The organism is Psychromonas algicola (assembly GCF_004378355.1).
Taxonomy (GTDB): domain Bacteria; phylum Pseudomonadota; class Gammaproteobacteria; order Enterobacterales; family Psychromonadaceae; genus Psychromonas.
This window is the reverse complement of sequence record NZ_SNUB01000016.1, coordinates 29,566-49,176: the sequence shown is the minus strand read 5'-3', so window position 1 is coordinate 49,176 and position 19,611 is coordinate 29,566. Positions and strand designations below refer to the sequence as shown.

Annotated in this window: 22 protein-coding genes; 6 read left to right on the top strand and 16 right to left on the bottom strand. The window is 37.9% G+C overall.

Annotated elements, in window-relative coordinates; all coding sequences use genetic code 11:
• Positions 1 to 57: 57 nt before the first annotated feature.
• Positions 58 to 1,017, bottom strand: coding sequence for a YeiH family protein (locus E2R67_RS09600; protein WP_134290735.1), 960 nt, complete (start codon positions 1,015 to 1,017; stop codon positions 58 to 60).
• A gap of 220 nt (positions 1,018 to 1,237) precedes the next feature.
• On the bottom strand, positions 1,238 to 2,542 hold the full coding sequence (locus tag E2R67_RS09595) for an inosine/guanosine kinase (protein ID WP_134290734.1): 1,305 nt from the start codon (positions 2,540 to 2,542) through the stop codon (positions 1,238 to 1,240).
• 266 nt (positions 2,543 to 2,808) lie between these two features.
• On the opposite strand from E2R67_RS09595, the gene E2R67_RS09590 reads away from it, so the two are divergent.
• The 3 genes from E2R67_RS09590 (at position 2,809) to E2R67_RS09580 (ending at position 5,442) form a co-directional block, all read left to right on the top strand.
• Positions 2,809 to 3,258: a deoxycytidylate deaminase gene (locus E2R67_RS09590; protein WP_134290733.1), complete on the top strand. Its 450-nt coding sequence runs from the start codon at positions 2,809 to 2,811 to the stop codon at positions 3,256 to 3,258.
• 237 nt (positions 3,259 to 3,495) lie between these two features.
• On the top strand, positions 3,496 to 4,605 hold the full coding sequence (locus E2R67_RS09585) for a murein transglycosylase domain-containing protein (RefSeq protein WP_166739358.1): 1,110 nt from the start codon (positions 3,496 to 3,498) through the stop codon (positions 4,603 to 4,605).
• Positions 4,606 to 4,650: 45 nt separating this feature from the next.
• Positions 4,651 to 5,442 (top strand): ABC transporter permease, encoded by a 792-nt coding sequence (locus E2R67_RS09580; RefSeq protein WP_134290732.1) that lies wholly within the window; start codon positions 4,651 to 4,653, stop codon positions 5,440 to 5,442.
• A gap of 1,018 nt (positions 5,443 to 6,460) precedes the next feature.
• On the opposite strand, the gene E2R67_RS09575 is transcribed toward E2R67_RS09580, so the two are convergent.
• Complete coding sequence (locus E2R67_RS09575) at positions 6,461 to 6,667, bottom strand: cold-shock protein (protein WP_134290731.1); 207 nt, start codon at positions 6,665 to 6,667, stop codon at positions 6,461 to 6,463.
• Between the two features lie 477 nt (positions 6,668 to 7,144).
• Here E2R67_RS09575 and E2R67_RS09570 point away from each other — a divergent pair, with 477 nt between their 5' ends.
• The 3 genes from E2R67_RS09570 to E2R67_RS09560 all read left to right on the top strand — a co-directional run bounded on the left by E2R67_RS09570 (position 7,145) and on the right by E2R67_RS09560 (position 8,765).
• Positions 7,145 to 7,678: a hypothetical protein gene (locus tag E2R67_RS09570; protein WP_166739357.1), complete on the top strand. Its 534-nt coding sequence runs from the start codon at positions 7,145 to 7,147 to the stop codon at positions 7,676 to 7,678.
• A 184-nt stretch (positions 7,679 to 7,862) separates the two neighbouring features.
• Positions 7,863 to 8,189 (top strand): hypothetical protein, encoded by a 327-nt coding sequence (locus tag E2R67_RS09565; RefSeq protein WP_134290729.1) that lies wholly within the window; start codon positions 7,863 to 7,865, stop codon positions 8,187 to 8,189.
• Positions 8,190 to 8,210: 21 nt separating this feature from the next.
• Positions 8,211 to 8,765, top strand: coding sequence for a GNAT family N-acetyltransferase (locus E2R67_RS09560; RefSeq protein WP_134290728.1), 555 nt, complete (start codon positions 8,211 to 8,213; stop codon positions 8,763 to 8,765).
• 4 nt (positions 8,766 to 8,769) lie between these two features.
• Here E2R67_RS09560 and E2R67_RS09555 read toward each other — a convergent pair whose 3' ends face one another.
• From E2R67_RS09555 to urtB, 13 genes are all read right to left on the bottom strand, one after another.
• The gene (locus tag E2R67_RS09555; RefSeq protein ID WP_134290727.1) at positions 8,770 to 9,759 is read right to left on the bottom strand and encodes a serine hydrolase domain-containing protein; all 990 of its coding nucleotides are present in this window, start codon (positions 9,757 to 9,759) and stop codon (positions 8,770 to 8,772) included.
• A 184-nt stretch (positions 9,760 to 9,943) separates the two neighbouring features.
• Positions 9,944 to 10,132: a hypothetical protein gene (locus E2R67_RS09550; protein ID WP_134290726.1), complete on the bottom strand. Its 189-nt coding sequence runs from the start codon at positions 10,130 to 10,132 to the stop codon at positions 9,944 to 9,946.
• A 56-nt stretch (positions 10,133 to 10,188) separates the two neighbouring features.
• Complete coding sequence (gene ureG / locus E2R67_RS09545; protein ID WP_134290725.1) at positions 10,189 to 10,800, bottom strand: urease accessory protein UreG; 612 nt, start codon at positions 10,798 to 10,800, stop codon at positions 10,189 to 10,191.
• Between the two features lie 33 nt (positions 10,801 to 10,833).
• Positions 10,834 to 11,529, bottom strand: a complete 696-nt coding sequence (locus tag E2R67_RS09540; protein WP_134290724.1) for an urease accessory protein UreF — start codon at positions 11,527 to 11,529, stop codon at positions 10,834 to 10,836.
• Positions 11,519 to 11,986: an urease accessory protein UreE gene (gene ureE / locus E2R67_RS09535; RefSeq protein ID WP_134290723.1), complete on the bottom strand. Its 468-nt coding sequence runs from the start codon at positions 11,984 to 11,986 to the stop codon at positions 11,519 to 11,521. Before ureE ends, E2R67_RS09540 begins: the two co-directional genes overlap by 11 nt.
• A 15-nt stretch (positions 11,987 to 12,001) precedes the next feature.
• A complete protein-coding gene (ureC, locus tag E2R67_RS09530) occupies positions 12,002 to 13,705 on the bottom strand; it encodes an urease subunit alpha (protein ID WP_134290722.1) in 1,704 nt (567 codons plus the stop codon).
• A gap of 2 nt (positions 13,706 to 13,707) precedes the next feature.
• The gene (locus E2R67_RS09525) at positions 13,708 to 14,013 is read right to left on the bottom strand and encodes an urease subunit beta (protein ID WP_134290721.1); all 306 of its coding nucleotides are present in this window, start codon (positions 14,011 to 14,013) and stop codon (positions 13,708 to 13,710) included.
• A gap of 11 nt (positions 14,014 to 14,024) precedes the next feature.
• Positions 14,025 to 14,327 carry an urease subunit gamma gene (gene ureA, locus E2R67_RS09520; protein ID WP_134290720.1) on the bottom strand — a complete coding sequence of 101 codons (303 nt, stop codon included), beginning with the start codon at positions 14,325 to 14,327 and terminating at the stop codon, positions 14,025 to 14,027.
• Positions 14,328 to 14,363: 36 nt separating this feature from the next.
• Complete coding sequence (locus tag E2R67_RS09515; protein WP_134290719.1) at positions 14,364 to 15,272, bottom strand: urease accessory protein UreD; 909 nt, start codon at positions 15,270 to 15,272, stop codon at positions 14,364 to 14,366.
• Between the two features lie 33 nt (positions 15,273 to 15,305).
• Positions 15,306 to 16,001, bottom strand: a complete 696-nt coding sequence (gene urtE / locus E2R67_RS09510) for an urea ABC transporter ATP-binding subunit UrtE (protein ID WP_134290718.1) — start codon at positions 15,999 to 16,001, stop codon at positions 15,306 to 15,308.
• Positions 16,002 to 16,811 carry an urea ABC transporter ATP-binding protein UrtD gene (gene urtD / locus E2R67_RS09505; protein ID WP_134290717.1) on the bottom strand — a complete coding sequence of 270 codons (810 nt, stop codon included), beginning with the start codon at positions 16,809 to 16,811 and terminating at the stop codon, positions 16,002 to 16,004.
• A complete protein-coding gene (gene urtC / locus E2R67_RS09500) occupies positions 16,811 to 17,977 on the bottom strand; it encodes an urea ABC transporter permease subunit UrtC (protein WP_134290716.1) in 1,167 nt (388 codons plus the stop codon). The genes urtD and urtC overlap by 1 nt, the downstream gene beginning before the upstream one ends.
• Positions 17,977 to 19,599 (bottom strand): urea ABC transporter permease subunit UrtB, encoded by a 1,623-nt coding sequence (urtB, locus tag E2R67_RS09495; protein WP_134290715.1) that lies wholly within the window; start codon positions 19,597 to 19,599, stop codon positions 17,977 to 17,979. The genes urtC and urtB overlap by 1 nt, the downstream gene beginning before the upstream one ends.
• Between the last annotated feature and the right edge of the window lie 12 nt (positions 19,600 to 19,611).

The window sequence follows — 19,611 nt, the reverse complement described above, 5'->3', positions numbered from 1 at the left end:
ATAAAAGGAATGCCTTTTAGTGTCTAGACATATTATGACTCTATGCTTTTGATCATCTTATTTAAGCAACTCAATGTAAGCTAATACACTACTAGCAATGGTTATCCATAACAAAACACCTAACAACATAGGTTTATAACCTGCATTGCGAATATGTTTAATGGTTAATCCACAACCAATCAAAAATAAACATAAAACTAATAAGCGCTTACTAACAAAGAACACTCCTTGGTAAAGACCATCAAATTGAGGAAGATAATGCGCAATCGCAATGGCAACACAATAAAATAGAATAAACAAAGGCACTGTGATTTTTTTACCATCACCTTTAAAAAATAAAGCACTTACAAAGGCAATAGGCACAATCCACATAGCTCTTGCTAGCTTAACGGTTGTCGCGATTTGTAATGCTTCGTCACCATAAGCAGAAGCAGCACCGACAACAGAAGAAGTATCATGGATGGCAATGGCACTCCAAAGTCCAAAGTTATATTGGCTCATTGCTAAAGCGTGTCCTACCAGTGGAAATACAAATAGCGCAATGCTATTTAAAATAAACACTGTCGCGAGCGCGTGAGAAGCTTGCTCATTATTCGCTTGGATAGCAGGAGCAACTGCAGCAATCGCGCTACCGCCGCAAATAGCCGTACCAGAAGCGACTAAATGCCCTGTTTTAGGATCTACTTTAAATAACTTAGTTAATAAAGTCCCCATTAACAAAGTAGTAAAAATTGAGCCTACAATGAGTCCAAAATTGTCAGAACTCGCTTGCACGGCTTGTTCTACATTAATACCAAAACCTAAACCTACAATAGATAACGCCAACAACTTCTTTGTTAATGCACCAGTATCTAATTGAGTTGGCACTAAACCAAGCGTTGCAATTGTAAAACCAAGTATTAAAGCGATAGGTGAAGAGATGATAGGAAATAGACACACACAGCCTAAAGCAACAAAGGGGAACATACCTTTTTTTTGTTGAATTTTAGTTAATACTGAAGTGCACGCAGTGGTCATAAGTTTCCCTTTAATTATGACTACTGATAATACAAAAAAGCAGAGATTAAAAATATTAGAAAGAATTTAAGTACTCGTTCAATTTTTCTGAACATGAGGTTTATAGCAAACGACTAACTAAAAGAGGTAAAGCCTAAAGAAATAATGCTCATCAAAAAATTGTTTTAAAAATAACGATCTAATAATGAGCACTGCAATTAAAATACAGTTTGTTAAAAACCTAACGCTCCCAATAAGCCTCTTCTAAACTATCTTCACGTTCGGGTAAACCGTGAGATAAACGAGGACTATGTTGCGCTAACACCTCATAAGCAACACGATTAGCGTACTTACAAATTTGCGAGAATGATGAATAACATAAACCTTGGTTTACGTGCTTACTTGAGCCAGGTACATTAATCTTATGGAAATCATTAGAAGCCAAGTCATGTAATAACGCAGCTAGCGCGGCGTCACCTGCACCGTTAGTATTACGAATCACTTCAGGTCCGCCCATAAAAGGTGGAATGTGAGCGTAAACTTTTAATGGTGTAACACAATGTTCTTTCAACATTGGACGGGAAAATTCATAACGATTAAATTCAGGAATTATTCCTGGTAATAGCGGATGATTTGTTTCTCGTTTTAATGAATCTTCAGCATACCCCGCCATAAACAAACCTAATGGGCCTGCTGTTGTTAATACTAAATCACATAACTCTAACGCAGCTTCACTAGCAGAAAGGGGATCGTTAAAACCAGTTAATGCTTCCCCTTCCTCTTCATTCATTGCCAGAATATCAACATTATTGTTAATAAAATCACACCACCATTGAGGATCACTTTCAATTAAAAATCGCGTTCCTAATGTTAATACCACAGGCACTTTAGCTTGCTTAGCATATTCAATTGCTTTTAATGCAGCTTCAGTCATTTGGTCACCATCACTGGCGCGCATCAAATAAGCTGTAAGCACTAAAGCAGATGCGCCTTGAACAACGTCTTTATCGATAAAATCAGGGGAAAGTTGATCCATTGCGCCCTTGCTAATTGCAAAAGTTCGTTCACCATCTTCAGAGATTAAAGTGAAGCAACGCCCAATAGGCCCTTCAACAGGTTGTAAGTGATTTAAGTTAACCTTTGAAGATGTATTGCAAAGATAACGGTAAGCATAACTTCCCACTTGAATATTTTTACTCATTACACCAAATAAAACGGATTCAGCATCAGCAAGCGTTGAATAATTGTGAATAGTATTACCAATGGTCCCACCTGCAAATTCACCACTAATTAACTGATTTTCTTTCAATTCTTGATATAACGAATGAGCGGCTTGATCATCAATTAAGGTTGAGTTGCCTTTCATTAATTTGTAACGCTCAATAAGTTGCATATCCACTTTCGCTTCTATATCAACTAATACCTGATCAATACCAGCAATATAACTTGAAGCAGCCTCTGGCTGAGGGCGTAGACCAATTAATAACGGATCATTATTATTGACAGGGAAATAATGCTTTGACTTACGCTGACCAGGAAACTTCATGTTTGCTCACTCTACTGTTCAATAGAACTAATATATTGTTTAAGGGGTAATTTTAAGGCGAGCAGTTTAGCATAGACAAAGCGTTATAAGGTATGCCCAAAAGGCTGAAAATAGCTATAATTATGCGTTAATAAGTAGGTATTACACTAAACTCATGCGAATATCTAAAAAGCGATTCAGTGTATAGATAAAAACAACAATGAAACTTGTAACCAACTCAATGCTTAAGCACAATAAACACAGACACAACAAGGAAGGATTTACTTATGATTTCTAAATGGGCATCACGATTTATTCAAATGGCAGAACTAGTTGGTTCATGGAGTAAAGATCCATCAACGCAGGTTGGCGCGGTGATCACCGAGCATAACCGTATCGTTTCATTAGGCTTTAATGGTTATCCACAAGGAATTTCTGATAATGCCGCAATCGATAACCGTGAAATAAAATTACTTAAAACCTTACACGCAGAAGAAAACGCAATACTTTATGCAAAACGCGATTTAAAAGGGTGTGAAATTTGGGTAACACATTTCCCTTGCCCAAATTGTGCGGCGAAAATCATTCAAACAGGTATCAAAGCAGTACATTGCCACGCGCAAAGTGAAGACTTTTTATCGCGCTGGGGTGACAAAATAAAACTCAGTGAAGAAATGTTTACTCAAGCAGGGGTAGAGGTGGATTGGTTACCTTTAGATGAAGAGTTAACTCAATAAAGCACACGTTTTGCATTAATATTGATTCTGTTACAATTGAAACTTCAAGATCCAAGGTTAACTTCCTTAACAGTTAGCCTTGAGTATTTCGACATAAGCAATATTGCTATCTCATTATATTGCTTAGTAATGAATCATAAATGATGAGTAATAAATTTGATATCAACTAGCTACTTTCACCGCCCTACTTTCATTTTAATAAGTATCACCTTGCTAGCGCTTACTGGCTGCGAATCAATGTCGTCCTTCAAGTCTTTAAACTCAGTAAAGAATTTATCAGATCAAATTAAAAATGCTGACAATATTAAAGATGTTAAAGCGATTGCGAAGCAAGCAAAAGTCAGCAAAGCCTTGATCAGTGCCGATCTCAAAGTTGTTAAAGCGTTATATAAAGAATTGGATCAAAAAGTAAACAAAAGATGGGGCTCAAGCAACAGTCAATTACCCGCAAAGAAAAAGTATGTAAAATACAGTAATAACTACCAAGCAAGATCTATTGTCGATTTTGATAAAGGCATCGTCAGAGTTGAAACATTGACAACAGACTCACCAATTTGGTCATTAAAAAAAGCAGTCACCACCACATTATTAACAACATCAGATCCTACAAAAACAGATATCTTTTCTAGCTCTGCTCCTAATACCGATGGCGTACCATTTCTGTATCCACAAGTTGTGGACCATGAAGGTAAACTGGTCAAATACCCTTGGCGCGCGCAACGTTATTCAGATTATTTGGTTTCAAATAAACTACAAAAATCTGTCGTTAATGGTAAAACTGTTTACGCAGTGGAATTTAATTTAGTAGAGCAGCATCAACATTTACGCCAAGAAAAATACAGCCAATATGTGATTGCAGCAGCGAACCGCTATCATCTACCACCCGCGCTTATTTACGGTATTATTGAAACAGAAAGTTCATTCAACCCTTATGCCGTTAGTCCAGCAAATGCTTATGGATTAATGCAAGTTGTGCCAGCGACAGCCGGTAAAGATGTTTATAATTTGGTAAAAAACAAGTCGGGTCAGCCTACTAAAGAAGTACTTTTTTCACCTGCAAATAATATCGATATAGGCAGCGCTTATTTATATATCTTGCAAACGCGATATCTGGCGAAAGTCACTAATAAAGTAAGTCAAGAATACTCAATGATCTCTGCTTATAATGGCGGTACAGGTAATGTGTTAAAAGCTTTTGACCCTAATAATAGAACCACAGCAATGAGTAAGTTAAATCAAACTTCTGCAAGTGGTGTTTATAAAATATTAAGATACGATCATCCGCGTGATGAATCGCGTTATTATTTAGAAAAAGTAACCAAAGCGAAAAAGAATTACGAACAATAATTTCGTTTACAAAAACCAACGACTATTAGTGAGGCGCTGTTTTATATGCAAGCAAATATTGATATTAGTTGGTTGCAATTAGCAATTTTCTCAACGTTATTACTTATCCCATTATCCGTTAATGCTTACTTCAAACTAGGCATTAGCAGAAGCACAATCACTTCATTAATCAGGATGTTCCTGCAGTTACTTTTTCTTGGCTTATACCTTGAATATATCTTTGTGTTAGACAGTATATGGATTAATGCAGCTTGGGTTATTGTGATGATCATTATTGGTAGCCATGGCATCATCAACAAAAGCAACTTGCCTCATCGCACGCTATTTTTTATTAATGTTTTAGCACTGAGCAGCGCTTTATTACCACTGTTATTGATACTTTCAATTGCTATTATTAAACCCACGCCTTTATACAGCGCACAATATATGATCCCATTAGCGGGCATGCTACTAGGCAGTAGTATAAGTAGTAATATTGTTGGCTTACAAACCTTCTTTGATGGATTTAAACAACGTGGAAATGAATATGAAGCAGCGATTGCTTTAGGCGCAACCGCCTCACAAGCCGCCTTTCCTTTTTTACAACAAGCGATGAAAAAAGCACAAGCCCCGATTTTAGCTACAATGGCAACAACCGGTATTGTAACCTTGCCAGGCATGATGACAGGGCAAATATTAGGAGGTGTAACGCCAATCATCGCTATTAAATATCAGCTACTTATCTTAATTGCAATTTTTGTCATGTTAAGTATTTCCTTGTCATTAACCTTGTTACTTTGCTTACGATATATGTTAGCCAGAAATGGGTTACTTAAAATAAAATTAACGAAAGATTAAGGTTAAGCGATAAAATAAAACAATGAATATGGAAATAAAACTATCTATCTATCATTTATTGGGTTAGTATCCAAATCGCTCTAAAGCATCAGAGTTATTAATGTCAAATAAAGTCCAAGATATCCTCAGTTACATCGTTACCGTTGTCCTCAGTATTTCCCTAGCTTCATCAAATCATTGAATAATTTCGATCTTAGCAATGCACCTTTTGTGCAATTAACTTCTGTGAATTGGCTTTTCGCCATTAACAGAAAACTTAACAATCATCCTTATAAGGAAATATATGGCTCGTTCTACAGGTAGAAAAAGATTTTGGTTCCAACAAAATAAAGACGAAGATAAGCAACAAGTAATAGAACAGAAAGACACAACAAAGAATAAATAGAAGTTAATTAAAACTTTTTAACAAGAGCAGAATAGCCCCGCTCGGTTAAGCAAAAGACTGAATATATAATTTCAGTAGTAAGCAAATTATTTTATACGTGCCACAGCATAAGGTTCCTCTACCTTAGCTCTTTTCAAGAACATATCGCTCATCAAATTTAAATACTCGCGCTCTATAACGTGCGAGTGAAATTGTGTTGTTATACCAATTGTATTAGCATTAAACTATCAACACAAAAAACTCCCTATAAAACACCAAACAACTCCAGTGCATAGATTGAATTCAAGCATCCGATATTTGGTGTTATAGCTTTTAATAGCAATTACGATATAGAGTAAATCGATTTTTCTCGCTAAAGCGCTCACTTCTTTGTTGTAAATTTCGTAAAGAGAACAACAATTAAAGTATTAAGGTGTTTACCTTAATATCACCGATAGAGTTAACCACTCGGAAGATATCCACTTAGCCTAGCAATTGAATATTTTACTGAGCAGAATTTAGATAATAGATTTAACGTAGGCGCTATTATTTTGAATCAATAAATTTTAAGCAAAAAAAATGGTAAACCTTTTCAGATTTACCATTCTCTCAAAACATAATTAACAACATAAGTTGTTAATTTGTCATAGCGGATTAAACAGCTACGATGTTTTCTGCTTGCGGGCCTTTAGGACCTTGGCTTACAGTGAATTCTACTTTTTGGCCTTCAGCTAAAGTTTTGAAACCTTCGCTTGCAATTGCACTAAAATGTGCGAATACGTCTGGACCAGACGCTTGCTCGATGAAACCAAAACCTTTAGATTCGTTAAACCACTTAACTGTACCTTGAACTTTAGACATAATAATATCCTGTAAAATTTAATAAAAATTGCCTTCAATAGGCTTGAATAGCGTAAAATTAGACTGGAACTTAAAGACTACAGAGCGAGGTATTATTAATAAAACAACGATGAAGAATGTAAACAAAAGGCTTGATTTTTGCTGAGTTGAATCTTATAGGTTTATGAGTTTAAGTCAACAAGAGTTTCGAGAAAAGGAGCTAAAGGAGGCATAAAGATAGACTTTAATGTAAAAGTGCGATCAAAAAAAAAATTTACTCCAATTAATACGTATTTTGTAATACTTCCTAGGCTAGGTTTTGTATTTCTACATTGACCTAAGTAGCCATTAAACTATACAGTTGAATTCAATCATCAACATCCAAACAGCAAACCTTATCGTGCTTAACTATTATCACAATACAGGGCGACATAGATTTATAAAAAGGGTCAAACAATGAATCAACAAACTGCAGTCTCAGCAACAGAATGGAAGCACATGTGCTTTGCAGGAATCAGTAAGCACTCAATTAATGAGATCGACTTAAATGAAGAACAAATTGCAGGTCTGCTTTCAATGATAGACCTTAGTTCTGTTATTTCTAGTGGTACCGCGATTGAACTTCAACACCTAATTAATGAGCAAGGTACTACTGCATGGGCAGCCATGTATGCACTTGTTATAGCTAACGACAAAGAAGCACTGAATCTCATCGCTAATGGAAAAACTCGCATTCATATCCCAGCTAATTTTATAAGAAGTGTATTTGGCAACCACATTAATTGGCCTGCAGCAATTCTTGAAAAATACGACTTAACTTTAGGAGAATACCGCCCTTTTGCAATCCCTTTCCTCGTCCATAAAAGCGTCACCAATATCGGCGCTCTATCTCAATCATTAAAAGCGCCAGATGGCAGCTTAGAGATATTTGGAGTGTATGAGTTTTTAGATACCGATCCCGAAGGACTACTTAAGGAATACGCTGAATTAGCAACTTTCATAAAAGAAGAACGCGAAGATGCCATTCAGTAAAGTCAGTTTATTCGAGTGAATAATTTACTCAGTGTTTAGTTTGAAAGTGATTTGAAGTAACTAACTTAGAGTGTGATTAAAGCTAAAAACGAAGCACAATCAGAAAACGGTAAAATATTCAGACATAGTTAAATCAATAGTCGTGTTTGTTTACAAATGAATCAACAGAAAAGGAAATAATCTCATGGGAATTGTCATGGCTGTCATCATGCTTCTAGGTGTTTTAGTGCTCGTTAATGCACGCTGGAAACATAAGAGCATTAGCATTGTGTTATTACTTGGCGGTTTATGGAATACATTTTGGTATGGTTTACGTCATATAAACAGTTTCTGGGGCAACTCTGCAATAATCACAGGTATTTTAATGGTGCTAGCTGCATTACATTTACTCGGGATTTTAAAGCTAGTTAAGGGAGGGAATAAATTTTACGCAATCTGTCTCTTCGCAGGATTTTTACTTTATAGCATTACCATTATTCAACTTAATTTAGGTTACCCCATTCTTAAATAAACAAATCAAAAGGATTTATCCATGAGTCTTGAATTAAAAATTGCGACCTTAGAAAACGTAGCTGAAGTGTTAACCTTGCATTATAAATATCAAGTAGATTCTATTTCTGAAGAAGATAAAAAAGATGGTTTTATTACCACTGCTTTTACAGAGTCACATTTAACTCGATTAATCACAGAAGAAAGCGGGCTTTTTATCGCCGTCAAAGATGGAAAGATCGTCGCTTATGCCATGTCTGCTTCTTGGGGATTTTGGTGCCAATGGCCCATGTTTGAATACATGGTAGCCAATTTACATGACGCCACATTATTAGGTAATGAACTCACCGAAAACAACTCATATCAATATGGGCCAGTTTGCGTTGATAAAAGTGTACGTGGTGAAGGTGTGTTTGAGGCTGTATTCCAATTTGCACTTAAAGAAATGTCAGCTCGTTACCCGTTCATGGTCACTTTTATTAACAAAATCAATCTTCGTTCTTATCAAGCACATACGCGAAAAGTCAATTTAGACGTGATCAGCGAATTTGATTTTAACAATAACCACTACTTTAAGTTAGCTTGTAAAACGAGCTAACGCTTTATTGAATTGCCTGAATGGTAGGAATAATATCTTTGCTTACCATATCATGTAATAAGTCACGGTAACCGGTTCGCCCAGAAGGTAGGTTTTCTTGAGAAGTAATAGCAATAGTTAGTGCTAATTCGGGCAAGACATAAATCATTTGCCCGCCATAACCCCAACCGTAATAGCCTTGCACACCAGAAAAAGGTTGAATAAACCAACCATAACCGTATTGACCTCGATGGAAACGTGATTGCGTTCTTGGTATCCAACTTTCTTCAATCCATTGTTTAGGGATAATGCGAACGCCCTTTTCAGTTACGCCACCTCGACGATACAACTCACCGAATGCTAATAAAGAAGCGGGAGTCATACTCACCTGATTACCGCCCATTGGCACTCCCTGTGGGTCTGTCTCCCAACTCTGTATCTTTACACCTGATCCTTGTAACCATTTATTCGCGAGCTTGTAAGTATTCTCTCCGCTTTGTTTCATAATGATCGCAGAAAGCAGGTGCGTATTGCCTGTTGAATATTGCATTTTACCACCAACGTCTTCAACAAATGGCCATGACAAAGCTGACTTAACCCAGTTTTTACTTGTCACCCAGCGACCATAGTTTCGACCCGAGGTACGCTCTAATCCAGCTTGCATTGAAAGTAAGTGGCCAACAGTAATTTCATTAATACGGGGATCTGCTTTGCTGGGTAACTGATTAGGTAATAACGAGGCAACGGTTTGTTGCACACTATCAATAACACCACGCTCAATAGCGATACCAACAATAGCGGACATAATGGATTTTGAAGCTGATTTGATATTGGTAGGCGATGTTAAATGGCTATTGTTATAAGCTTTTGCCCAAACAAGATCGCCCTGATAAGCGATTTGAATGGTTTTAATATTTGGGAATGTCTTCGCCGTTTTGTCCATTGCGCTAAAATCAAACTCATTGGCTTGAGCAAAACTAAAAACAAAAAAACTGCAAAGCAATATAAAACGCATAGGCACTACAAACCATTTAGTAATAAAAATAAAACTATAACATGTTTTGACGCTATTCTTATTTAGGCTGGTTTTGGGGTTTATATGGAAAAGTAAAATAGTTTATGAAGCAATAAACAGAAAAAGTGCACTCTATAATACTCACCCTCATTAAATATGAGGATGAGCAATTAAGTTTTAAAACTTAAAGGTCTGATTTTTGTTTATTTTTATTTTTAAAGTAGGTCACCGCTTTAAAAACAACAACTGCAAATAAAGCCCAAAAAACAGCATGGTAAATCATGTGTAAAGTGCCGTGGCCTAATGCGTGATCAGTATGTGCAAAAGCTTGTGACGATAATAATAGTGCGAAAACTAGGGTAATAAATTTCATAATCGTTCCTTTAAATAACGTATAAAGTTTAGGTTTCAATAATAACAAGCGCGATTCTACTTAAGCATGCCTTGGGTTTCAATGAATTCAATAATATCAGCTAAACCTTGTTGGGTTTTCATATTACTAAAAATAAAGGGTTTATCACCACGCATCTTCTTAGCGTCTCTATCCATGACTTCCAATGATGCTCCCACTAATTCAGCGACATCTATTTTGTTGATAATTAATAAGTCAGACTTTGTAATACCCGGTCCACCTTTACGAGGGATTTTATCACCCGCAGAAACATCAATTACGTATAAGGTTAGATCCGATAATTCAGGGCTAAAGGTAGCACTTAAGTTATCACCACCACTTTCTACTAATACAAAATCTAAGTCAGGATGACGTTCATGTAGCTCATCAATGGCAGCTAAATTCATAGAAGCATCTTCACGAATCGCAGTATGTGGACAGCCGCCGGTTTCAACACCCATAATACGATCCGCAGATAAAGCATCGTTACGCGTTAAAAACTGCGCATCTTCATGTGTATAGATATCATTAGTCACCACAGCCATTTCATATTTTTCACGTAATGCTAGGCATAATTGGCTTAATAATGCGGTTTTACCCGAACCAACTGGGCCACCAACACCAATACGTAAAAGTTGTTTTTTTCTCATTGTATTTCTCTCATATTCAGTAATTTCAGTTTTCTAAGATCGAAAAAGGCGCGTGTACTGTGTTTCATGCCAAGCACTCGCCATCGCTAATCTGGGTAAACTCGCACCAATATCATCGTCTTCAATGGCATTAGCAATATCGATGGCTTTGCTCACTTGTTCACTTAATTCGAACAGTAAATTTTGTGATTGTGTCTGACCTAATGGCACTAACTTAGTAGCAGCAGCAACTTGGTTGTCCAAATAAGTCCAACAATAACCACTTTGAGCAGAAATTAGATCTAACTTGCACAAGTAAGCGGCTAGCGCAAAAATACTGACAAAACTACAATCTTGCTGTGCGAATAAATCCTTATAGGGTTCGCTATCGACACCATCCAGTTTTTTTAATAAACGTACTAAAGCTTTACCCATAGCCACATCAGCAAGTCGTAATTCACTGCTTTCGCGGCAAGCAATTAAGTACTCGTTATGCAATTTAAAACTCTCAAAGTCTTTGTTTTCTAATGCTTGATACAAACGCTTAAATAACGCCAAATCAGTACGAGCAATAGATTCATGAAGGTTTAACTCAATCCAATCAAAGGTGCTTTTTTGACAGCTTATCCAATTCATTTCCGTCGCATATTCAAGTCCCTGTGAGAATGAAAATCCACCGACAGGCAGATTCGCACTACATAATTGTAATAGGCGATTAAGCTTAAGTGGATCCGCAATATTAATGTTCATGGCTATGTGAGTGTCCGTGTGAATGACCGCTACGTTTTCCATAAGCGCCATTTTCTGGTTCAAAAACCGCAGGGCTTTTATTAATACTTAAGCCATAATTTTCAGCTAACTCTTCTAGCACATGATCGGGTTTAAAACGCACCCACAACTCACCTACTTGCAATGTAGTATGACGATTACCTAAGTGATAACAAACCTTACTGAATGCTAACCAATCACTACCAACAGCCGTTGAAACATCTTCAGCTTGGCCTTTTACTTCAACCAACAAACCACATTCCGTTTTTAATATTTCACCCACTACTAATGGATGCCCACGCTCAACAAAAATGCCAATATCCGCACCTTTATCGGTTACGCCTTTGATACGTGATTTTTTACGTGTATCGTGATCTAGCGTGATTGAATCATTGATTTCATCGTGCGTATGGTCCAGCCTTTCAAATACTTTTAACATGATGTTCAGAGCCCCTTAGAATAAAGTATAACGCTGCGCCAACGGCAATTCCGTAGCCGGTTCACAGGTCAACAATTCACCATTGGCACGTACTTCATAGGTTTGTGGATCCACTTCAATATTCGGCATCCAATCATTATGAATCATGTCCTTTTTACCCACATTACGGGTGTTTTTACATACCCCGATTAAACGTGTCATTCCTGCAATTTCAGGTACGTTTTTATCAACCGCCGCCTGCGATAAAAAAGTCATTGACGTTTGTGCCGCTGCGCTGCCAAATGAACCAAACATTGGACGATAATAAACAGGTTGTGGTGTAGGTATCGAGGCATTAGCATCGCCCATTGGCGCTGCAGCAATAAATCCAGACTTCAAAATCATCGAGGGTTTTATACCAAAGAAAGCAGGTTTCCACAGAACTAAATCCGCTAATTTCCCCACTTCAATCGAACCAACTTCATGGCTAATACCATGACTTATCGCAGGATTAATTGTGTATTTAGCAATATAGCGTTTCGCACGGAAATTATCATTCCGCTCAGTATCAGGCGCAAGTGGTCCACGTTGTTGTTTCATTTTATGTGCAGTTTGCCAAGTACGCGTGATCATCTCACCCACACGCCCCATGGCTTGAGAGTCAGATGAAATCATACTGATTGCACCTAAGTCATGCATGATGTCTTCTGCCGCGATACTTTCTTTACGAATACGTGAATCTGCAAAGGCAACATCTTCAGGAATAGATGGGTTTAGATGATGACATACCATTAACATATCTAAATGTTCATCAATGGTATTAACGGTATAAGGTCGCGTTGGATTCGTTGACGATGGTAATACATTCGGCTCACCACAAGCGCGAATAATATCTGGAGAATGACCGCCACCAGCACCTTCAGTATGATAAGTGTGGATAGTACGACCTTTAAACGCGCCCAAGGTATCTTCTAAAAATCCTGACTCATTTAACGTATCAGTATGAATTGCAACTTGTACATCATAGCGCTCTGCAACCGATAAACAGTTGTCGATAGCCGCAGGAGTTGTCCCCCAATCTTCATGTAATTTAAGGCCACAAACACCCGCTTCAATTTGCTCTTCAATGGCTTTAGGTAAGCTCACATTACCTTTACCTAAGAACCCAAAATTCATGGCAAAGTCATTAGTGGATTGTAGCATTTTATGAATGTTCCAAGGTCCCGGCGTACATGTAGTCGCCTTAGTACCTGTCGCTGGACCTGTTCCGCCACCAATCATGGTTGTCACACCTGACATTTGTGCTTCTTCAATTTGCTGCGGGCAAATAAAATGAATATGCGCATCGATGCCACCAGCCGTTAATATTTGTCCCTCACCAGCAATCACTTCGGTACCCGCACCGATTTCAATATCGATATTGTCTTGAATATCAGGATTACCCGCTTTACCGATAATCGCAATGCGCCCATCTTTAATACCAACGTCAGCTTTTACAATCCCCCAATGGTCAAGAATCAACGCATTGGTGATAACAAGATCGACTGTTTCTGAACATGCTGCTTGGCTTTGCCCCATACCATCTCGAATCACCTTACCGCCACCAAAAGTGACTTCTTCGCCATATTCAGTGAAATCTTTTTCAACTTCAATCCATAGGTCGGTATCAGCTAAACGCACGCGGTCACCAACGGTTGGCCCAAACATATGCGCATAAGAATTTTTATCAATCGTTGCCATGGTTATAGATCTCCTTGAATTTCACCGCGAAAACCAAATACACGTTGCCTACCTCGATAAGGAATTAGCGTCACTTCGCGCTCTTGTCCTGGTTCAAAACGCACCGCAGTACTTGAAGTAATATCTAATCGATAACCTTTAGTGATTTCACGATCAAAAACCAAGGCTCGGTTAACTTCATAAAAATGAAAATGAGAGCCCACTTGAATCGGTCTATCACCTGAGTTTGCGACTCTCACCGTTAGTTGCTTTCGGCCGACATTGAGTTCACGATTACCTGTATCCGTTTTTATTTCACCGGGGATCATAAGCTGCTCCATTAAATAATTGGGTTATGAATAGTCACTAATTTAGTACCATCTGGAAATGTCGCTTCAACCTGTACTTCAGGGATCAATTCAGCAATGCCATCCATTACTTGATCACGGGTTAATAAGGTACGGCCATAATCCATCATTTCTGCAACAGTTTTTCCATCGCGAGCCCCCTCCATAATTTCCATCGAGATATAAGCCATCGCTTCCGGGTAATTCAGTTTTACTCCTCGTTTTAAACGACGCTCTGCTAATAATGCCGCAGTAAAAATCAGTAACTTGTCTTTTTCTCTTGGTAATAGATCCATAACGTTCTCTTTCTATATATGAAAAAATTTAAGGTTTTATGTATGCCAAATTCGAGGTTGTATTGCGACTTTATCGGTTAGTAAAGGTCGCAAAATTTCCCATAAGCTTATAAATAATTGTTTGCACTGTTGTGCATGTGCGCCTAAATAACGAATCACTAACAACCCATCAATATCTGTAATACTGATGTTCATCTGTGCGTTTTGCTCATTTATTTTTTCTCGGCATAAATCAACAATGCCTTTTCGTTGGTAAGTATTTATTAATTTTTCAGGTGCATACGCTAAGAAAGTAGCAAACACGCTATTACTAGCTAAGCCTGCAGGATGCGTTAATAAATGATTAGCAGGAGATAATGCAATACGATCATGGTAAATCAATTTCCCATCGCAAAATAAACGATTTAATTGGCAGTATTTACCTTCAACAAAAGGCTCATTAGAATCAGGTAATCCAAGACAAGTGATATCCCAACCTAGGTAAACACTATGACTAGTTAGCTCGATATCAACGGTATTAAAACCATCAGCTCCTTCGTAAACGATCGTTTCTTGTGGAAAGTTTTCACACTTAGCATTATCGCCTAATACAAACTTAGTGATTTGCGCTTGCTTAGATTCACCAATATCAAGATTGGTACGAGCACGATAAAAGCGTCCCGCTCCGGGTGTTGTAAATAGGAGATGAGCATCCTGTTTAACTTCAACACTGATACGTAATTCATCACCGGAAACAATACCTGCTGGTGGATGTAAAAGATAAATATGAGCACAATCTCGGCCCTCAGGATAAAACGCTTTTTGAACTGAGAGTGGGCCTTTACGTTGCGTACGTGTTAATTGAGTGCCAACAGGTGTATTGCTGAATTCCAACAATAAATGTGCAAGCCAATGGTTTTTCACTAGCTTATTGAGTGTTGACCTTGTGGTTTCGGTTACTATCATTGTTACCTTAGTATTATCATTAACATGACAAATTTAAACGGCTAGATACTTTGACACCAATTCATCATCAAGCTCATCCATTGCTCCCGACGCAATCACTTGGCCTTTTTCCATTAGATGAAAATTCTCTCCTACTGCGCGAGCGAAGGGAAGCTTTTGCTCAACTAAAATAATGGTCATACCTTCTTCTTTGTTTAATTTTAGTAATACATCACGAATCAGTTGTACTATGTTTGGCTGAATACCTTCATTAGGTTCATCCAAGATCAATATATCAGGATTTAAAACCAACGCACGACCAATGGCTAATTGTTGCTGTTGACCACCAGAAAGATCGCCACCACGTCTATGTAGCATTTCCTTTAAGACAGGAAACAACTTATAAATATGATTTGGGATGGTTTTACTTGTTTGTCTTGAACAGTTTAAGCTTATCTTTAAGTTTTCTTCAACGGTTAATTGCGGGAAAATATGACGTCCTTGAGGCACATAACCCACACCAATTTCAGGTCGCTTTTCAACGCTACTTTTACTCATATCTTGATCGTTAATCATTAAGCTACCAGCACTAATCGGTAACAACCCCATAATGGTTTTGAGCAAGGTTGTTTTACCGACACCATTGCGTCCCATGATACAAGTACGTGAACCTTTCTCAATTTTCAAATCAAGATCCCAAAGGATTTGAGTGCCACCATATTTTTGGTCTACTGATTTTAATTCAATCATTTACGCTTGCTCCTCACCTAAATAGACTTCACGTACATCTTTGTTTTCTTGTATTTCATCCATTGAACCTTCCGCTAAAACAGAACCTTGATGTAATACAGTTACTTTGCGCGCAATAGATCGAACAAAGGCCATATCATGCTCAACCACTACTACAGAATGCTTACCTGCAAGTGAGGTTAACAACTCAGCAGTACGTTCAGTTTCTTGCGCTGTCATACCGGCAACGGGTTCATCCACCAATAATAAACGTGGTTCTGCAGCTAATAACATACCGATTTCTAACCACTGCTTTTGACCGTGAGATAAACGCCCTGCAGGGTAATTTTGTTCTGCGGTTAAGCCAATGGTAGCTAACACTTCATCAATTTTATCTTTCTGCTCACCACTTAATTTATGGAACAACGCTGTCCAAATGCCTTTATCACCGGATAGACTTAATTCAATATTTTCAAATACAGTTAACGCTTCAAAAACAGTTGGTTTTTGGAATTTACGTCCAATACCAGCGCGTGCAATTTCAGACTCATCTAATTGCAATAAATCGATTTGCTGACCAAAGTTAACTTTTCCTGTATCAGGCCGAGTTTTACCTGTGATCACATCCATTAACGTCGTTTTACCCGCGCCATTAGCACCGATTAAACAGCGTAACTCACCATCACCGATATAAAGATTAAGATCGTTTAAGGCTTTAAAACCATCAAAACTCACGCTGACATCTTCTACATATAAAATCACACCATGTTTTGTATCTGGCGCTTTACTTGTCACTGTTGAGAGCGGCGAACCATTTTTATCTACTATCATTATTTGTTCTCCGTCGCAGTATTCTTATTGTTAATAATGGCTTTGGCATTACTTTCTTTAGCGGGTGGATCTATTTTATCCATCAAGTTAAAGACTAAACCTGCCAGCCCTTTTGGTAATAAAAGCGTGACTAATACAAATAAACCACCTAAACCAAATAACCAAGCTTCAGGCATAATGGCTGTAAAGCGCGTTTTAGCATAACTCACTACAATCGCACCTACGAGAGCGCCGTATAATGTGCCACGGCCACCAATGGCAACCCAAATAACAATCTCAATTGAATTTAATGGAGAGAATTCCCCCGGATTAATAATGCCCACTTGCGGTACATAAAGCGCACCAGCAACACCCGCTAACATAGCCGATACAACAAAGATCCAAACTTTATAATGTTGCGGTTTATAACCAACAAAACGGACTCTGTCTTCCGCATCACGGATCGCAGTTACAACACGTCCCATTTTAGAATTAACAATAAAATGACTGATTGCATAACCAATGGCTAACATCACAGCAGTTGCTACAAACAAGGCTAATTTAGTATCAGGAGACTGTAATGAGAAACCAAAGATTTCTTTAAAGTCAGTGAGTCCATTATTACCACCAAATCCCATTTCGTTACGGAAGAATGAGAGTAACAAGGCATAGGTCATGGCTTGCGTCATGATTGATAAGTAAACACCGCTCACACGAGAACGGAACGCTAAACTACCAAAGATATAAGCTAATAAACCAGGACCTGCAAAGACCAATAAAATCATGATCAAAGGGTTATCAGAGCCAGCCCAATACCAAGGTAATTCAGTCCAATTCAAAAACACCATAAAGTCAGGTAATTCAGCATTACCATACACACCACGGTCTCCGATTTGACGCATTAAATACATGCCCATTGCATAACCGCCTAGCGCAAAAAAAGCACCATGACCTAAACTCAAAATACCACAATATCCCCAGACTAGATCTACTGCTAACGCGAGTAAGGCATAACAAAGATACTTCCCTAACAAACTTACAGTGTAATCACTAACATAAAGTAATGAGCCTTCAGCAAACACTAAATTACAAAAAGTAACGTAAATGGTTGAGATGAATAGAATAGCGATAACCGTATGCAAGCTATTCATTTTTTTAACAAACGGTGAATTAAGTAAATTTTTCATTATTCAGCAGATCTCCCTTTTTGTGGAAATAATCCTTTAGGTCGTTTTTGAATAAACAACACTAAACCCACTAACACAATAATATTTGCCAGCACTGGCCCCATTGAAGGCTCTAGGAATTTATTAAAGGTGCCCATGGTCATCGCTGCCACTAAGGTTCCCCATAAGTTGCCCACACCACCAAACACAACCACTAAGAATGAATCAATGATATAAGCTTGCCCTAAATTCGGTCCCACATTAGTTAACTGACTTAATGCCACACCAGCAACACCTGCGATACCCGATCCTAAACCAAAGGTAATCGCATCAACCCATGAGCTTTTAACACTTAACGCTCTTGCCATATCTCGGTTTTGAGAAACCGCACGAACATGTAAACCTAGTGACGATTTTTTCAAGATCATTAATAAAGTGAAGAACACCGCTAAGGCAAATAAAATAATGTAAAGACGGTTATAAGTAAGCGATAGCATTGGGTTAATTTCTAATGAACCACTCATCCATTGTGGTGCTTCCACTTGACGGTTTAATGGAGAGAAAACACTTCTTACTAATTGTTGCAGAATCAAGCTGATACCAAAGGTTGCTAACAAGGTTTCTAAAGGACGCCCTTTTAAGAAACGGATCACACCACGTTCAATCAATACACCAACAAAACCTGATACCAAGAATGCCGCTGGCACTGCCATCAATAATGAATATTCAATTAAATTAGGGAATAGTTGCTGGATAACATAAGTCGTATACGCACCAAGCATCATCATTTCGCCGTGCGCCATATTAATCACGCCCATTACACCAAAGGTAATAGCCAAACCAATAGCCGCTAGTAATAAAACCGACCCTAAACTTAAACCGAAGAATAGGTTTTCAACTAAACCGTAAACACTTGCACTTTGCTCAATATTATCGATTGATTTAACTAATGCTTTTCTTAGCTCTGCTGTGTCATCTTGTTTAGGTAATAAATCTAATTGCTTTACTAATGCGTTCTTAACCGTTGGCTCTAAACGTTCAGAAAGTTGTTTCGCGGCGGCTAATTTTTCTTCATTTGCGCCAGTTTGTAATTGATTAATTAGTAAAATCACTGACATCAATTCACGGACATCATCTTCTTTTTCAGTTTTGACGAGTTTAGTAACTAGGTTAATGCCGATTTGATTAGGATTTTCTAATAATTGATTAAGGGCATCGAGTCGAACACCTTCCTCGACGCTCATTAAATCTAAATTAGCTAATAAAACACGAATTTGTCCACGTAAACGGTTGTTCGTTCTTACCTTCTTGATCGCAGATTTTTTAACTGCAGGCAGTGATTCTGTTGTTAATACATCAATCAATTCATATTTATTTTGTTCATTTTTTTGTACTGAAACCACTTGTTTGTTTGATTTCAAATAGTACAAATCGCCTTCTATTAAAGGCTCTAAAATATCACGCACTTGAGGTGCTGATGTCGCCGCGATATTTTCAATCAAAGGCGCCATCTTATTTAATTTGGTTGTTGGTAATTGCTCGACAAGAGATGAAAGAGCAGAAGGTTCTTGCGTTTCACTAACAGCTGCTGAAGCGTTGAATGACATGACACAGAAAAGTAATAGGGGAAATAGTCGCAACATGGGCCGTTCCTT

Bases quoted from the DNA above. Each gene is read 5' to 3' on its own strand.
- E2R67_RS09600 (WP_134290735.1), bottom strand. From the start codon at position 1,017: ATGACCACTGCGTGCACTTCAGTATTAACTAAAATTCAACAAAAAAAA.
- E2R67_RS09595 (WP_134290734.1), bottom strand. From the start codon at position 2,542: ATGAAGTTTCCTGGTCAGCGTAAGTCAAAGCATTATTTCCCTGTCAAT.
- E2R67_RS09590 (WP_134290733.1), top strand. From the start codon at position 2,809: ATGATTTCTAAATGGGCATCACGATTTATTCAAATGGCAGAACTAGTT.
- E2R67_RS09585 (WP_166739358.1), top strand. From the start codon at position 3,496: ATGTCGTCCTTCAAGTCTTTAAACTCAGTAAAGAATTTATCAGATCAA.
- E2R67_RS09580 (WP_134290732.1), top strand. From the start codon at position 4,651: ATGCAAGCAAATATTGATATTAGTTGGTTGCAATTAGCAATTTTCTCA.
- E2R67_RS09575 (WP_134290731.1), bottom strand. From the start codon at position 6,667: ATGTCTAAAGTTCAAGGTACAGTTAAGTGGTTTAACGAATCTAAAGGT.
- E2R67_RS09570 (WP_166739357.1), top strand. From the start codon at position 7,145: ATGTGCTTTGCAGGAATCAGTAAGCACTCAATTAATGAGATCGACTTA.
- E2R67_RS09565 (WP_134290729.1), top strand. From the start codon at position 7,863: ATGGGAATTGTCATGGCTGTCATCATGCTTCTAGGTGTTTTAGTGCTC.
- E2R67_RS09560 (WP_134290728.1), top strand. From the start codon at position 8,211: ATGAGTCTTGAATTAAAAATTGCGACCTTAGAAAACGTAGCTGAAGTG.
- E2R67_RS09555 (WP_134290727.1), bottom strand. From the start codon at position 9,759: ATGCGTTTTATATTGCTTTGCAGTTTTTTTGTTTTTAGTTTTGCTCAA.
- E2R67_RS09550 (WP_134290726.1), bottom strand. From the start codon at position 10,132: ATGAAATTTATTACCCTAGTTTTCGCACTATTATTATCGTCACAAGCT.
- ureG (WP_134290725.1), bottom strand. From the start codon at position 10,800: ATGAGAAAAAAACAACTTTTACGTATTGGTGTTGGTGGCCCAGTTGGT.
- E2R67_RS09540 (WP_134290724.1), bottom strand. From the start codon at position 11,529: ATGAACATTAATATTGCGGATCCACTTAAGCTTAATCGCCTATTACAA.
- ureE (WP_134290723.1), bottom strand. From the start codon at position 11,986: ATGTTAAAAGTATTTGAAAGGCTGGACCATACGCACGATGAAATCAAT.
- ureC (WP_134290722.1), bottom strand. From the start codon at position 13,705: ATGGCAACGATTGATAAAAATTCTTATGCGCATATGTTTGGGCCAACC.
- E2R67_RS09525 (WP_134290721.1), bottom strand. From the start codon at position 14,013: ATGATCCCCGGTGAAATAAAAACGGATACAGGTAATCGTGAACTCAAT.
- ureA (WP_134290720.1), bottom strand. From the start codon at position 14,327: ATGGATCTATTACCAAGAGAAAAAGACAAGTTACTGATTTTTACTGCG.
- E2R67_RS09515 (WP_134290719.1), bottom strand. From the start codon at position 15,272: ATGATAGTAACCGAAACCACAAGGTCAACACTCAATAAGCTAGTGAAA.
- urtE (WP_134290718.1), bottom strand. From the start codon at position 16,001: ATGATTGAATTAAAATCAGTAGACCAAAAATATGGTGGCACTCAAATC.
- urtD (WP_134290717.1), bottom strand. From the start codon at position 16,811: ATGATAGTAGATAAAAATGGTTCGCCGCTCTCAACAGTGACAAGTAAA.
- urtC (WP_134290716.1), bottom strand. From the start codon at position 17,977: ATGAAAAATTTACTTAATTCACCGTTTGTTAAAAAAATGAATAGCTTG.
- urtB (WP_134290715.1), bottom strand. From the start codon at position 19,599: ATGTTGCGACTATTTCCCCTATTACTTTTCTGTGTCATGTCATTCAAC.